At 69.0% G+C, this 13,957-nt stretch carries 11 protein-coding genes; 7 read left to right on the top strand and 4 right to left on the bottom strand.

Annotated features, from left to right (window positions below; all coding sequences use genetic code 11):
* Positions 1 to 30 precede the first annotated feature (30 nt).
* A complete protein-coding gene (locus tag ABIC50_RS16710; RefSeq protein ID WP_354165542.1) occupies positions 31 to 930 on the bottom strand; it encodes a M24 family metallopeptidase in 900 nt (299 codons plus the stop codon).
* A 509-nt stretch (positions 931 to 1,439) separates the two neighbouring features.
* Here ABIC50_RS16710 and ABIC50_RS16705 point away from each other — a divergent pair.
* Positions 1,440 to 2,717 carry an HAD family hydrolase gene (locus ABIC50_RS16705; protein ID WP_175734710.1) on the top strand — a complete coding sequence of 426 codons (1,278 nt, stop codon included), beginning with the start codon at positions 1,440 to 1,442 and terminating at the stop codon, positions 2,715 to 2,717.
* An 81-nt stretch (positions 2,718 to 2,798) separates the two neighbouring features.
* Here ABIC50_RS16705 and ABIC50_RS16700 read toward each other — a convergent pair whose 3' ends face one another.
* The 3 genes from ABIC50_RS16700 to ABIC50_RS16690 all read right to left on the bottom strand — a co-directional run bounded on the left by ABIC50_RS16700 (position 2,799) and on the right by ABIC50_RS16690 (position 6,312).
* Entirely contained in the window at positions 2,799 to 3,572 is a 774-nt protein-coding gene (locus ABIC50_RS16700; protein ID WP_175726556.1) for a slipin family protein, read from the bottom strand.
* On the bottom strand, positions 3,569 to 5,155 hold the full coding sequence (locus ABIC50_RS16695; protein ID WP_354165540.1) for an NfeD family protein: 1,587 nt from the start codon (positions 5,153 to 5,155) through the stop codon (positions 3,569 to 3,571). The genes ABIC50_RS16700 and ABIC50_RS16695 overlap by 4 nt, the downstream gene beginning before the upstream one ends.
* 122 nt (positions 5,156 to 5,277) lie before the next feature.
* Positions 5,278 to 6,312 (bottom strand): AraC family transcriptional regulator, encoded by a 1,035-nt coding sequence (locus ABIC50_RS16690; RefSeq protein WP_354165538.1) that lies wholly within the window; start codon positions 6,310 to 6,312, stop codon positions 5,278 to 5,280.
* A 137-nt stretch (positions 6,313 to 6,449) separates the two neighbouring features.
* Here ABIC50_RS16690 and ABIC50_RS16685 point away from each other — a divergent pair, with 137 nt between their 5' ends.
* The 6 genes from ABIC50_RS16685 to ABIC50_RS16660 all read left to right on the top strand — a co-directional run bounded on the left by ABIC50_RS16685 (position 6,450) and on the right by ABIC50_RS16660 (position 13,956).
* Positions 6,450 to 7,583 (top strand): acyl-CoA dehydrogenase family protein, encoded by a 1,134-nt coding sequence (locus tag ABIC50_RS16685; protein ID WP_006753001.1) that lies wholly within the window; start codon positions 6,450 to 6,452, stop codon positions 7,581 to 7,583.
* A 184-nt stretch (positions 7,584 to 7,767) separates the two neighbouring features.
* Positions 7,768 to 9,474: an AMP-binding protein gene (locus ABIC50_RS16680; RefSeq protein ID WP_354165536.1), complete on the top strand. Its 1,707-nt coding sequence runs from the start codon at positions 7,768 to 7,770 to the stop codon at positions 9,472 to 9,474.
* A 107-nt stretch (positions 9,475 to 9,581) separates the two neighbouring features.
* Positions 9,582 to 11,111 (top strand): CoA-acylating methylmalonate-semialdehyde dehydrogenase, encoded by a 1,530-nt coding sequence (locus ABIC50_RS16675; RefSeq protein ID WP_011659364.1) that lies wholly within the window; start codon positions 9,582 to 9,584, stop codon positions 11,109 to 11,111.
* Between the two features lie 18 nt (positions 11,112 to 11,129).
* Positions 11,130 to 12,032, top strand: a complete 903-nt coding sequence (gene mmsB / locus ABIC50_RS16670) for a 3-hydroxyisobutyrate dehydrogenase (RefSeq protein WP_006761413.1) — start codon at positions 11,130 to 11,132, stop codon at positions 12,030 to 12,032.
* Positions 12,029 to 12,820, top strand: a complete 792-nt coding sequence (locus ABIC50_RS16665) for an enoyl-CoA hydratase (protein WP_011659362.1) — start codon at positions 12,029 to 12,031, stop codon at positions 12,818 to 12,820. The genes mmsB and ABIC50_RS16665 overlap by 4 nt, the downstream gene beginning before the upstream one ends.
* Positions 12,817 to 13,956: an enoyl-CoA hydratase/isomerase family protein gene (locus ABIC50_RS16660; RefSeq protein WP_354165534.1), complete on the top strand. Its 1,140-nt coding sequence runs from the start codon at positions 12,817 to 12,819 to the stop codon at positions 13,954 to 13,956. Before ABIC50_RS16665 ends, ABIC50_RS16660 begins: the two co-directional genes overlap by 4 nt.
* Position 13,957 lies beyond the last annotated feature (1 nt).

The following is a 13,957-nucleotide window of genomic DNA, read 5'->3' as shown; positions in this document are numbered from 1 at the left end:
GCTTCGGAAGAAAGAGGTGACGCGGACGCGTCACGCAGCGGCCGGCACCGTCGCGACCGCCTGCGCGCGTTCGGCCTGGCGGCGCTGCCGGCGGCGCACGTGCGGCAGGTCGTCGTCGAGCCAGTACGCGTCGTCGTCGGTGATCACCAGCAGTTCCTCGAATTTCGCGCCGACGCCGGCGAAGCCGAGATGCGGCTCGACGGCCCACAGGCCCGGCACGGGCGCATGTTCGGAGCGGCGGTCGATCGACCACAGCGGCGACCAGCCCTGCCGCTTCGCCGCGCGGCCCTGGTCGAGCAGCAGGTTGCGCGTCGCGTTCAGCCCGAAGCGCGCGACGAAGCGCGGTTTCGACGGCTTGTGGATCTTCGCGACGCGATGCGCGAGCACCTTGAACGGATAGGCCTTGTGGCGCGGCTCGACGCCCTGGCGGCGGCACAGCGCGTCGACCGCCTGCGCGACCTCGGCCATCGGGCGGCGCGCCTTCACGAGCCGCACGATCATGTCGCGATGGTCCATCAGGTCGTCCTGCAGCTGTTCGAGGATCGGGTTGCGGCCGAGGCAGTGCGCGTAGCCGACGTCCGCGACGACCCCGTCGAGCACGGGCGCGACGTCGAGGATCACGGGCATGTCGGTTTCGAGCTGGCGGTGGCTCGGGAAGAACGCGAGGTTGAAGCCGCCCATGTGCTTGAGGCCGGAGAAGCCCTCGAACGCGGTGCGCTCGCCGAACCACGCGAACGGCTTGTGCAGCCAGTCGTGCACGCCGTGGTCCTGCAGCCATTCGGTCAGCAGGCGCGCGGCTTCCTTTTCGGTGATGCCGGGGTAGAGCATCGCGCCGACGGTTTCGACGCAGCGGTACGCAAGCTGCTGGACCGCGCGGAATTGCGGCAGCTCGTCGAGGTGGACTTCCGGCAGCGGGTGGTCAGCGGTCATGATGCGTCTCCATGTGTCGGCCCGCGTTTGCGTGTCGGCGCGACGCGAGTCCTGTGGAAGGCTTGTGCGCTGATCCGGAACGCATCCGCCGGCGATCTTGGGCGAATTATTCAGTCAGCATTTAATGTGCCATTGATTGATGTAACGATCATAACCGGTTCGACGTCGCATGCGAGCCCGCGGAGATGAGGACTTCTCCTAATGGAGAGCCGAAATGGAGGAGAAGCTCTAGGTTTCCGGCGGTCGGGCCGGCCGGCCCGCTGCTGCGCACGCGCCCCCGAGCGGGGAGCCGGCCGGGGGCACCACGCGAGGTTCCGGCGGGGGCCCCGCATGTCGCGCCGGATCAACTCTCCGTCGTGTCGCGGCGCGACGCTGTCAAATTGCCGAAATAATTTCGTCACATCATCCGCCCCTATTCGAAGCCTTTGCGGCTTCGCCGGGCCGGTGTGCCGCGCGTCGCGCGGGGCAGCGACCGAAGCCGATTCGGCATTTCAACGGAGAGAGAGACCATGCAACGCCGCCGGTTCATGAACACCCTTGCCGCGGCGACCGCCGCGACGCCGCTCATGCTCAAGGCCGGCATCGCCGGCGCGAAGAGCGCAATCGCGCCGGACACGCTGGACCCGGGCCGCTGGTCGCCGTTCAACGCCGCGCGCCTGCAGGCGGTGCTCGACCAGCATGGCGTCGCGAGCGCGCGCTACGATGGAAAGCGCCGCCCGTATGCGGTGTTCGACTGGGACAACACGTGCATCATGAACGACTGCGAAGAGGCGTTGCTGATGTACCAGATCAACCATCTGCAGTACAAGCTGACGCCGGACGAGTTCGTCGCCGTGATGTGGAAGGACGTGCCGAAGGGCGCGTTCATGAAGGACTACACGACCATCGACGGCAAGCCGGTGACGATGGAGGACCTCGCCGCCGACGTCGAGTCCGACTACCGCTGGCTCCATGCGAACTACAAGGGCTTCGGCGGCGACAAGAGCCTCGACGAGATTCGCGAGACCGACCAGTTCAAGGATTTTCGCGCGAAGCTGTACTTCATGTACGACGCGATCTGCGACACGCATCCGCTCGAAGTCGGCTACAAGTGGATCATCTACTTCTACAAGAACATGACGACCGCCGAGCTGCAGGCGATGGCGGAAGCGTCGAACAACTACGGGATCGGCGACGCGCTGCGCAAGGTTCGCTACGAAAGCCCGAAGGCGCTGCCGGGCAAGGCCGGCGTGGTGGCCGATACCCATTTCCACGGCATCCGCATTCACGAGGAAATCCGCGCGGTGATGCATACGCTGCGTGCGAACGGCATCGACGTGTACGTGAGCACCGCGTCGCTCGACGACGTCGTGCGCGTGTTCGCCGGCAATCCGAACTATGGCTACGGCGTGGCGCCCGAGAACGTGATCGGCCTGCGTCTCGACATGCAGGACGGCAGGTACACGAGCACCTATCCGGCCGGCTGGCATTTCAACTGGGGGCCCGGCAAGACGGTGGGCATCCGCAACGTCCTCGCGTCGAAGAAGGGTTACGGCCCGCTGCTGGTGTTCGGGGACAGTGACGGCGACGCGTGGATGCTGCGCGATTTCAAGGACACCGCGGCCGGCGTGATCGTCAACCGGATGAAGAAGGGCGAGATCGGCGCGGACAGCACGCTCGCGGCAGAACAGATCGGCAAGCCGGACGCGCGCTTCCTGCTGCAGGGCCGCGACGAGCACACGGGCCTGATGATCCCCGACGAGAAGTCGCTCAAGTACGGCAAGACCGAGCGCAAGCTGCTGGCCTGACGCGGGCCGGGCGCCGGGCCGCCGCGGCCCGGCGTCCATCCGCATCGGCCGCGGCCTCGTGCGAGCCGGCACACGCGCATCTCAAGGCTCCCGCTTCACGCCCAACCGATCCAGCAGCGACCCGAGCAGATCGATCGGCAGCGGAAACACGATCGTCGAATTCTTGTCGGCCGCGATCGTCGTCAGCGTCTGCAGGTAGCGCAGCTGCATCGCCTGCGGCTGCAGCGCGAGCCGCTGCGCGGCCTGCAGCAGCTTCTCCGACGCCTGCAGTTCGCCTTCCGCATGAATCACCTTCGCGCGCCGCTCGCGCTCGGCCTCGGCCTGCCGCGCGATCGCGCGCACCATCGTCTCGTTCAGGTCGACGTGCTTGATCTCGACCGTCGATACCTTGATCCCCCACGCATCGGTCTGCGCGTCGAGCGTCTTCTGGATGTCGGCGTTCAGCTGCTCGCGCTCGGCGAGCAGCGCGTCGAGCTCGTGCTTGCCGAGCACCGAACGCAGCGTCGTCTGCGACAGCTGGCTGGTCGCGTCGAAGAAGTGCGCGACCTGGATCACGGCCTTCTCCGGATCGACCACGCGGAAATACACGACCGCATTGACCTTCACCGACACGTTGTCGCGCGTGATCACGTCCTGCGGCGGCACGTCGAACACGACGGTGCGCAGGTCGATCCGCACGACCTGCTGGACGATCGGGATGATCAGCACGAGCCCCGGCCCCTTCACTTTCCAGAACCGGCCGAGCATGAACACGACGCCGCGCTCGTATTCGCGGAAGATGCGGATCGACGACGCGACGAGCACCACGACGAAGACGATCAGGACGCTGCTGAAGCCGAACGTGTAACCGATCATGAAGGTTCTCCTTGGGGTTGTGCCTGCCCGGGCACGTCGTAGAGCGGCGTGACGGTCAGCGTCAGCCCCTGGCGGCCGGTCACGCGCACGCGGCAGCCGGAGGCGAGCGGCACGCTGCTCGCGACCCGCCAGCGCTCGCCGTGCACGCGCGCCCAGCCGGCGGCCGACGGCGCGACGCCGCTCGCGGCCATCGGTTGATCCGGGTGCAGGCCGTCGTCGAGCACTTCGCCGATGCTGCCGAGCATCGCCTCGGCGCCCGTCACGACCGGGCGCCGCCGCGCGCGCAGCGCGACGCTCGATACGACGGCGACGAACAGCGCGCCGCCGAGCGCCAGGCTCGCGATCACGGGCCACGGAATCCCGTAGCCGGGCACGTCGGTGTCGATCAGCATCAGCGCGCCGATCGTAAACGCCACGATCCCGCCGAAACCGAGTACGCCGAAAGTCGGCAGGAACGCCTCGGCGACGAGGCAGCCGAGACCGAGCAGCACGAGCCCCAGGCCCGCATAGCTGACCGGCAGCAATTGCATCGCGAACAGCCCGATCAGCAGGCAGATGGTGCCGGCGAGGCCCGGCAGCACGAAGCCGGGATTCGCGAATTCGAAGAACAGCCCGTAGATGCCGATCGTGAGCAGGATCAGCGCGACGTTCGGATCGGCGATGATCGACAGGAAGCGGCTGCGCCAGTCGGGCGCGAGCACGACGAGCGGCGCATGCGCGGTCGCGAGGTGCAGCGTGCCGGCGCTGGTCGTCACGGTGCGGCCGTCGAGCTGGCGCGCGAGGTCGGCCGCATCCTGCGCGATCAGGTCGACGACATGCTGCGCGCGCGCCTCGTTCGCCGACAGGCTCACGGCTTCGCGCACCGCGCGCTCGGCCCATTCGGCATTGCGTCCGCGCAGCTGCGCGAGGCCGCGGATGTACGCGGCGGCGTCCTGGGTCGCCTTGCGGATCTCGGTCGACTGCGTGTCGTTCGGCAGCGCGACGGGCGTGGACGAGGCGCCGGAGGCGCCGCCAGCGCCCGATGTCCCGGCCGGCGACGGCCGGGGCGTGCCCGGTGTTCCCGGCGTACCCGGCGTACCGGGCGCGCCGCCGCCGATGCCGAACTGCACCGGCGAGGCCGCGCCGAGATTGGTGCCGGGCGCCATTGCGGCGATGTGGCTCGCGTAGACGATATAGGTGCCCGCGCTTGCGGCCCGTGCGCCGCCGGGCGCGACGAACGCGGCCACCGGCACCGGCGAGCCGAGGATCGCCTTGATGATCTGCCGCATCGACGTGTCGAGCCCGCCGGGCGTGTCGAGCTGCAGGATCGCGAGCGGCGCGTGGTCGTGCGCCGCGCGCTCGATCGAGCGGACGATGAAGTCGGCGCTGGCCGGCCCGATCGCGCCGTTGACCGGAATCACGATGACCGGTGGCGCGGCGGCGGGTGCGGCGGACGAGCCGGCGGGGGGCGGGGCGGCAACCGCCGCGCATACGACGAGCAGCGCCGCGAACAGCGCGGCGCGCGCGACCCGCGCGACCAGCGGGTGACGGGGGCGGCCGTCGGGCGATGCCGATGACGGCGGCCCATGACGATGAATGGGCATCGGGGCGTCCGGGCGGCGCGCGGCCGCACGCCGTCCGGCTCGCGGAAAAGGGCGTTGGCCCGATGCTTGAAGATTAGGCGGTTTCGGGGCAAAGCGCGAAGGCGGGGCCGCCGGCCGCGCACTCAGCCGGCGCCGTTGCCGCGCGCGAGCGCTTCTTCCCGGTATTCGGCCGGGCTGCGCCCGCTCCATTTGCGAAACGCGCGATAGAACGCGCTCGGTTCCGCGAAACCGGTGGCGGCCGCGACGTCGGCGATGGTCCGCGACGGATCGGCCAGCGCCTCGAACGCGAGGTCGCGCCGCAGTGTGTCCTTGATCGACTGGTACGCGTGGCCTTCCTGATGCAGCTTGCGGCGCAGCGTCGCCTCGGCCACATGCAGCCGCGCGGCCATCCCGCCCGCGCCCGGCCACGCGGCGGGCGGCATCCCGCGCAGCACCGTGCGCACGCGCTGCGCGAGCGCATTCGGGTTGCGGTACTTGACGATGAAGCTGGCCGGCGCGTTACGCAGGAACGTCTTCAGCGTCTTCGCGTTCTGCACGACCGGCAGCGTCGCGAATTCGGGATCGAAATCGACATACGAGTCGGGCTGGTTGAAGCGCATGTCGTCGCACAGCATCGACGGGTATTCGTGTTCGGCCGGCGGCGTGTCGCAGCGGAAGCTCGCGTGCAGCACCGGGATGCGCCGCCCGATCAGCCAGCAGGTGAGCCCGTACACGATGATGAAATAGGTCGCGTACGTGAACATCGCGGGCGCCGCCGCGCTGTTGCGGTGCACGAAACGCAGCCGCACGCGCTGCGGATTGGCGTCGAGCTCCGCGTGCAGGTCGTCGAGCACGCAGTGCAGGAAATTCACCGCGCGCGCCATCGCGTGCAGTCCGTCTTGCGCGGACAGCGCGGCCTGGCTCATCGCGATGAAGCTGCCGCTGCGCATCGGGTGGCGGTCCTGCCCGAAAAACTCGTCGTCGAGCGCGCGGGCGATCGCGTTCCACAACGCGCCGTATTGCTGCGCGGACACCCGCGCGCGCGGCTGGTCGAGTAGCGCGGGCGCGATGCCGGCCTGCGCGAGCAGCGGCTCGGCCGCGACGCCGCGCCGGGTGGCGAGCGCGATGCTGTACGCGACGAGGCTGATCGCGATGGTGCCCTTGTCTTCCTGCTTCATCGACGCCGCCGGTATGGCAAAAACGCTCAGTGTAAATGAGCGGCGCGAGCATCGAACAGTCGCGCGTGCTTGCCTACACTTGTTGCATCGAAACGGAAGGTCGGTCGCCGCACGCGGCCGCAGGAGACAGCAGCGCCATGGACGAGCTTTACACCGAAGACCAGCGGATGATCCGCGACGCCGCGCGCGCTTTTGCCACGGAGGTGCTGGCCCCGAACGCCGCGCAGTGGGACCACGACGCGCACCTGCCCGACGCCGTCGTCGCGCAGCTGGGCGAACTCGGCCTGCTCGGGATGATCGTGCCGCAGGAACTGGGCGGCGCGTATACGGATTACGTCGCCTACGCGCTGGCGATGGAGGAGATCGCCGCCGGCGACGCCGCGTGCGCGACGATGATGAGCGTGCACAACTCGGTCGGCTGCGGGCCGATCCTTGGCTTCGGCACGCCCGCGCAGAAGGATCGCTGGCTGGCCGAGATGGCGGCGGGCCGCATCATCGGCGCGTTCTGCCTGACCGAGCCGCAGGCCGGCTCCGAGGCGCACAACCTGCGCACGCGGGCGGAACTGCGCGACGGCAAGTGGGTGCTGAACGGCGCGAAGCAGTTCGTGACCAACGGCCAGCGCGCCGGCGTCGCGATCGTTTTTGCCATGACCGACCCGGAAGCCGGCAAGCGCGGCATTTCCGCGTTCCTGGTGCCGACCGACACGCCGGGCTTCATCGTCGGCAAACCCGAGAAGAAGATGGGCATCCGCGCGTCCGACACGTGCGCGATCACGTTCGAGAACTGCGCGATTCCGGAAGAAAACCTGCTCGGCAATCGCGGTGAAGGGCTGAAGATCGCGCTGTCGAACCTCGAAGGCGGCCGGATCGGCATCGCCGCGCAGGCGCTCGGCATCGCGCGCGCCGCGTTCGACAAGGCGCGCCGCTATGCGGGCGAGCGCGTGCAGTTCGGCAAGCCGATCGCCGAGCACCAGGCGATCCAGCAGAAGCTCGCCGACATGGCCACCCAGATCAACGCGGCGCGCCTGCTCGTGCATCACGCGGCGAAGCTGCGTACCGCCGGGCTGCCGTGCCTGTCGGAGGCGTCGCAGGCGAAGCTGTTCGCATCCGAGATGGCCGAGCGCGTGTGTTCCGACGCGATCCAGATCCACGGTGGCTACGGTTACCTCGCCGATTACGAAGTCGAGCGTCATTATCGCGACGCGCGCATCACGCAGATCTACGAAGGCACCAGCGAAGTGCAGCGGATGGTGATCGCGCGACAGCTTTGAGTCGCGGCGCTCGCTCCGTCGAACACCACGCGAACCGACAAGCAGGCAAACAGGCAGGGCACGAGGGCAGCGCGGCAAACGCGGCACGCAACGACGTGACCGTGCGCGGCGCAACAGGGAACCGGACGGGCGCTGCAGCGCCTGCGCCGGTCGACCGCTGGGCATGGAGACTGGAGACGACACGATGACAGTACAGGCATTCCTGGACGCACGCGACTTTCTGCTGCGCCATCGCACCGACTACGACACCGCCTACCGCGATTTCGAATGGCCGGTGCTCGATGCGTTCAACTGGGCGCTCGACTACTTCGACCCGATGGCGCGCGGCAACGACCAGCCCGCGCTGTGGATCGTGGACGCGGCAACCGGGACGGGCGACCCGTATTCGTTCGCGCAGATGGCCGAGCGCTCGTCGCGGATCGCGAACTGGCTGCGCGGCATCGGCGTCGGGCGCGGCGACCGGATCCTGCTGATGCTGCCGAACCGTGTCGAGTTGTGGGACGCGATGCTCGCCGCGATGAAGCTCGGCGCGATCGTGCTGCCCGCCACTACCCAGCTGTCGGCCGACGACGTGCGCGACCGCGTGCAGATCGGCGGCGCCACCTACGCGATCGTCGACGAGAATGAAACCGCGAAGTTCGAACAGGCCGATCTCGGCCTGAGGCGCAAGATCGTCGCCGGCGCGCCGCGCGACGGCTGGCTTGCGATGAACGACGGCTACGCGGCGAGCGACGTGTTCACCCCCGACGCCGTCACGCAGTCGAACGAAACGATGCTGCTGTACTTCACGTCGGGCACGACGTCGAAGCCGAAGCTCGTCGAGCATACGCACCGCACCTATCCGGTCGGGCACCTGTCGACGATGTACTGGGTCGGCCTGCAGCCGGGCGACATCCACTGGAACATCAGCTCGCCGGGCTGGGCGAAGCACGCGTGGAGCTGCTTCTTCGCGCCGTGGAATGCGCAGGCGTGCGTGTTCGCGTTCAACTACGCGCGCTTCGAGCCGAAGGTCGTGCTCGATGCGCTCGTCAAATACCGCGTGACCACGCTGTGCGCGCCACCGACCGTGTGGCGGATGCTCATGCAGCAGCCGCTCGCATCGTTCGACGTGAAGCTGCGCGAGATCGTCGGCGCGGGCGAGCCGCTCAATCCGGAGATCATCGAGCGCGTGAAGAAGGCATGGGGCATCACGATTCGCGACGGCTACGGCCAGACCGAGACGACCTGCCTGATCGGCAACACGCCGGGCCAGCCGGTGGTCGCCGGCTCGATGGGGCGGCCGCTGCCGGGATACCGGATCGCGCTGCTCGACCCGGACGGCGCACCCGTCAGCGAAGGCGAGGTCGCGCTGCCGATCGGCGCGGGCGCGTCGCGCCCGGTCGGGCTGATGAACGGCTATGCGAACAATCCCGACGCGACGGCCCATGCGATGCGCGACGGCCATTACCGCACGTCGGACATCGCGATGCGCGGCGACGACGGCTACTACGTGTACATCGGCCGCGCGGACGACGTGTTCAAGTCGTCCGACTACCGGCTGAGCCCGTTCGAGCTGGAAAGCGTGCTGATCGAGCATCCTGCGATCGCGGAGGCGGCCGTCGTGCCGAGCCCGGACCCGGTGCGGCTGTCGGTGCCGAAAACCTTTATCACGCTGCGCCAGGGCTACGAGGAAAGCCCGGCGCTTGCGCTGGAGATCTTCCGCTTCTCGCGCGAGAAGCTCGCGCCGTACAAGCGCATCCGCCGCCTGCAATTCGCCGAGCTGCCGAAGACCATCTCGGGGAAGATCCGCCGCGTCGAGCTGCGCCGCCGCGAGATCGAGCGCGGCGACGATGCGACGACGCGCATGCCCGGCGAATACTGGGAAGAAGATTTCGCCGCCGAACTGAAATGACCGGCCGCGGGCCGCGCGCGCCGCATCCCGCGGCGGCCGCCCGCAACTGGATTGAACCGGCCGCGCGGCATCGGCGCTGCGTGGTCCACAGCAAGGAGATTGCATCGATGAACGCGAATCCGACGCCCCGCACGGGGCAAGACGTGCCGACGGTCAAGCTGCTGATCGACGGCGCTTTCCTCGAGTCCACCACGAGCGAGTGGCGCGACATCGTCAACCCGGCGACCCAGCAGGTGCTCGCGCGCGTGCCGTTCGCGACCGTCGCGGAAGTCGACGCGGCCGTGCAGGCCGCGCAGGAGGCGTACGCGACGTGGAAGAACACGCCGATCGCCGCGCGCATGCGCATCATGCTGAAGTTCCAGGATCTCGTGCGCGCGAACCTGCAGCGCATCGCGAAGACGCTGACGGCCGAGCAGGGCAAGACGCTGCCCGACGCCGAAGGCGACATCTTCCGCGGCCTCGAGGTGGTCGAGCACGCATGCTCGATCGGCACGCTGCAGCTCGGCGAGTTCGCCGAAAACGTCGCGGGCGGCGTCGACACCTACACGCTGCGCCAGCCGCTCGGCGTATGCGCGGGCATCACGCCGTTCAACTTCCCCGCGATGATTCCGCTGTGGATGTTCCCGATGGCGATCGTGTGCGGCAACACGTTCGTGCTGAAACCGTCGGAGCAGGACCCGATGTCGACGATGGAGCTCGTCGAGCTCGCGATCGAGGCCGGCGTGCCGAAGGGCGTGCTGAACGTCGTGCATGGCGGCAAGGAAGTGGTCGATGCGATCTGCACGCATCCGCTCGTGAAGGCGATCTCGTTCGTCGGCTCGACGGCCGTCGGCACGCACGTGTACAACCTCGGCAGCCAGCACGGCAAGCGCGTGCAGGCGATGATGGGCGCGAAGAACCACGCGATCCTGCTGCCCGACGCGAACCGCGAGCAGGCGATCAATGCGCTGGTCGGCGCGGGCTTCGGCGCGGCCGGCCAGCGCTGCATGGCGACCTCCGTCGCGGTGCTGGTCGGCCGCGCGCGCGACTGGCTGCCGGACATCGTCGCGAAGGCGCAGACGCTGAAGGTCAACGCGGGCTCGCAAGCGGGCACGGACGTCGGGCCGGTCGTGTCGCGCGGCGCAAAGGCGCGCATCCTGTCGTTGATCGACGCGGGCATCAAGGAAGGCGCGAAGCTCGAGCTCGACGGCCGCGACGTGAAGGTTGCCGGCTTCGAGGAAGGCAACTTCATCGGGCCGACGATCTTCTCGGGCGTGAAGCCCGAGATGACGGTCTACACCCATGAAATCTTCGGGCCGGTGCTGGTCGTGATGGAAGTCGACACGCTCGACGAGGCGATCGCGCTCGTCAACGCGAACCCGATGGGCAACGGCGTGGGCATCTTCACGCAGAGCGGCGCGGCCGCGCGCAAGTTCCAGAGCGAGATCGACGTCGGCCAGGTCGGCATCAACATCCCGATTCCGGTGCCGGTACCGTTCTTCAGCTTCACCGGCTCGCGCGGCTCGAAGCTCGGCGATCTCGGCCCGTACGGCAAGCAGGTCGTGCAGTTCTACACGCAGACGAAGACGGTCACCGCGCGCTGGTTCGACGACGACACGACGGCCGGCCCGGTGAACACGACGATCCGGCTGCACTGAGCCGGGCAGGAGACGAACATGAAGATCGGTTTTATCGGACTGGGCCACATGGGTGCGCCGATGGCGCTGAACCTGCTCAAGGCTGGCCATGAAGTGCATGCGTTCGACCTGAGCGCCGATGCATTGCGCGCGCTGCAGGACGCCGGCGCGCAGGCGGCCGCATCGCCGCGCGATGCGGCCTCGGGCGCGACGTTCGTGATCACGATGCTGCCGGCCGCGCCGCACGTGCGCTCGGTGCTCGCCGGTGAAAACGGCGTGCTGGCCGGCCTCGACGCCGGCGCGACCGTGATCGACTCGAGCACGATCGACCCGGCGAGCGCGCAGGCGTTCGGCGCGCTCGTGCGCGAGCACGGCGGCGCGTTCGTCGATGCGCCGGTGTCGGGCGGCACCGGCGGCGCGGCGGCCGGCACGCTGACCTTCATGGTTGGCGGCAGCGACGCCGATTTCGAGCGCGTGAAGCCCGTGCTCGCCGGCATGGGCAAGAACATCGTCCACTGCGGCGCGACGGGGATGGGGCAGGTCGCGAAGGTCTGCAACAACCTCGTGCTCGGCATCTCGATGGCGGCCGTATCGGAGGCGATGTCGCTCGGCGTCGCGCTCGGCATCGACCCGAAGGTGCTGGCCGGCATCGTCAACACGTCGACGGGCCGCTGCTGGAGCTCGGACACCTACAACCCGTATCCGGGCGTGATCGCCACCGCGCCGTCGTCGCGCGGCTACAGCGGCGGCTTCGGCACCGACTTGATGCTGAAGGATCTCGGCCTCGCGAACGATGCCGCGAAGCAGGCGCGCCAGCCCGTCTATCTCGGCGCGCTCGCGCAGCAGCTGTACCAGGCGATGAGCAGCCGCGGCGACGGGCAACTCGATTTCTCGGCGGTGATCCGCCTGTACCAACCGGCCACGAAGAAGGACGCCTCATGATCGAACTGGACTACGTCGACGACGGCGCGATCGCGTGCGCGACGCTCAAGCGTCCGCCCGCGAACGCCTTTACCGCCGACGGGCTGCGGCAGCTGCAGGACACCGTCGCCGAGCTGAACGCGAACCCGCGCGTGCGCGCGCTGGTGATCACCGGCGACGGCCCGAAGTTCTTCAGCGCGGGCGCCGACCTGAACACGTTCGCCGATGGCGACCGCGCGGTCGCGCGCGCGATGGCCGCGCGTTTCGGTGCGGCGTTCGAGGCGCTGCATGACGCGCGGGTCGTGACGATCGCGGCGATCAACGGCTATGCGATGGGCGGCGGCCTCGAATGCGCGCTCGCGTGCGATTTGCGGATCGCCGAGACGCACGCGCAGATGGCGCTGCCCGAACCGTCGGTCGGCCTGCTGCCGTGCGGGCTCGGCACGCAGACGCTGCCCTGGCTCGTCGGCGAAGGCTGGGCGAAGAAGATCATCCTGGCCGGCACGCGCGTCGACGCGGCGACGGCACTCAGGATCGGCCTCGTCGAGGACGTGGTGGAGAGCGGCGCGGCACGCGATGCGGCGCTGGCGCTCGCGCGCAACGTCGCGCGGCAAAGCCCGCATGCGGTGGCATACAGCAAGGAGCTGATCGGCCTCGCACGCCGCGGCGTGCCGCGCAGCGCGGCGCTCGCGGTCGAGCGCGAGCGCTTCGTCGACCTGTTCGACACGAACGATCCGCGCGAAGGCGTGGCCGCGTTTCTCGGCAAGCGCGCGCCGCAATGGCACACCGATGGGGAGGCGCAACCATGAGCACGCCGGTCACGACTCATGAGCGCGTCGCGCAATCCGCGCCGGAGGTGCTGTTCCGCGTGGTGAACCGCGTGGCGCTGATCACGCTGAACCGGCCGGCCGCGCTCAATGCGTTGTCCTATCCGATGATCGGCGAGCTGGCCGCGCTGCTCGAGCGTTGCCGCACCGACGATCAGATCGTCGCGGTCGTGCTGCGCGGGGCGGGCGAGAAGGGCTTCTGCGCGGGCGGCGACGTGCGTGCGCTGTACCGGATGGTCGCGCAGCGCGAGACCTGGCTGCCGTTCTTCGTCGACGAGTACCGGCTCGACCATGCGATCCACACGTTCCCGAAGCCGGTGGTCGCGCTGATGGACGGCGTGACGATGGGCGGCGGGATGGGGCTCGCGCAAGGCGCGGCGCTGCGTGTCGCGACCGAGCGCAGCAAGATTGCGATGCCGGAGACGCGCATCGGCCTCGTGCCCGACGTCGGCGCGACGCATTTCCTGTCGCGCATGCCGGTGGAGCTCGAACTGTACGTGGGGCTGACCGGCGCGATGCTGTCGGGTGCCGACGCGCTGAGCGCGAAGCTCGCGGACCTGTGCGTGCCGTCGTCGTGGCTCGATACGTTCGAGACGCGCATCGAGAGCGTCAAGTGGGACGGCGACGTGCTGCCGGCGCTGCGCAAGGTGTTCGAGCCGCCGTGCAATGTCGTGCCGCATGCGGCGCTCGACACGCAGATGGCGTGGATCGTCCGGCACTTCGACAAGCGCTCGACCGTCGAGCGGATCGTCGCGACGCTGAAGCAGGATCTCGCGCGCGACGAGCTGTCGCGCGAGCATCGTCAATGGCTGCAGGCGACGCTCGATGCGCTCGCCGGCCATTCGCCGACGATGCTGTGCGTGACGCGCGAAGCGCTGCTGCGCGGCCGCCAGATGACGCTGGCCGAGTCGTTCCGGATGGAGCTCGGCATCGTCGCGCGCGCAATCGAGGAGGGCGACTTCTGCGAAGGCGTGCGCGCGCATCTCGTCGACAAGGATCGCAAGCCGCGCTGGGCGCCGGCGTCGCTCGTCGAGCTGCGCGCCGAGCGCGTGCGGCATTTCCTGACCTCGCCGTGGAAGCTGTTCGCGCATCCGCTCGCCGATCTCGGCGCGGCGTGAT

It is taken from the genome of Burkholderia sp. 567 (assembly GCF_040545115.1).
Classification (GTDB): Bacteria; Pseudomonadota; Gammaproteobacteria; order Burkholderiales; family Burkholderiaceae; genus Burkholderia; species Burkholderia ambifaria.
Note: the sequence above shows the minus strand (reverse complement) of the source record. Positions and strands in the feature narration are given on the sequence as shown.

What these genes read in the sequence shown, in the direction of transcription:
- ABIC50_RS16700 (WP_175726556.1), bottom strand. Translation starts at nt 3,572, where the DNA reads ATGATCGGTTACACGTTCGGCTTCAGCAGCGTCCTGATCGTCTTCGTC.
- ABIC50_RS16660 (WP_354165534.1), top strand. Translation starts at nt 12,817, where the DNA reads ATGAGCACGCCGGTCACGACTCATGAGCGCGTCGCGCAATCCGCGCCG.
- ABIC50_RS16680 (WP_354165536.1), top strand. Translation starts at nt 7,768, where the DNA reads ATGACAGTACAGGCATTCCTGGACGCACGCGACTTTCTGCTGCGCCAT.
- mmsB (WP_006761413.1), top strand. Translation starts at nt 11,130, where the DNA reads ATGAAGATCGGTTTTATCGGACTGGGCCACATGGGTGCGCCGATGGCG.
- ABIC50_RS16690 (WP_354165538.1), bottom strand. Translation starts at nt 6,312, where the DNA reads ATGAAGCAGGAAGACAAGGGCACCATCGCGATCAGCCTCGTCGCGTAC.
- ABIC50_RS16705 (WP_175734710.1), top strand. Translation starts at nt 1,440, where the DNA reads ATGCAACGCCGCCGGTTCATGAACACCCTTGCCGCGGCGACCGCCGCG.
- ABIC50_RS16665 (WP_011659362.1), top strand. Translation starts at nt 12,029, where the DNA reads ATGATCGAACTGGACTACGTCGACGACGGCGCGATCGCGTGCGCGACG.
- ABIC50_RS16710 (WP_354165542.1), bottom strand. Translation starts at nt 930, where the DNA reads ATGACCGCTGACCACCCGCTGCCGGAAGTCCACCTCGACGAGCTGCCG.
- ABIC50_RS16685 (WP_006753001.1), top strand. Translation starts at nt 6,450, where the DNA reads ATGGACGAGCTTTACACCGAAGACCAGCGGATGATCCGCGACGCCGCG.
- ABIC50_RS16675 (WP_011659364.1), top strand. Translation starts at nt 9,582, where the DNA reads ATGAACGCGAATCCGACGCCCCGCACGGGGCAAGACGTGCCGACGGTC.
- ABIC50_RS16695 (WP_354165540.1), bottom strand. Translation starts at nt 5,155, where the DNA reads ATGCCCATTCATCGTCATGGGCCGCCGTCATCGGCATCGCCCGACGGC.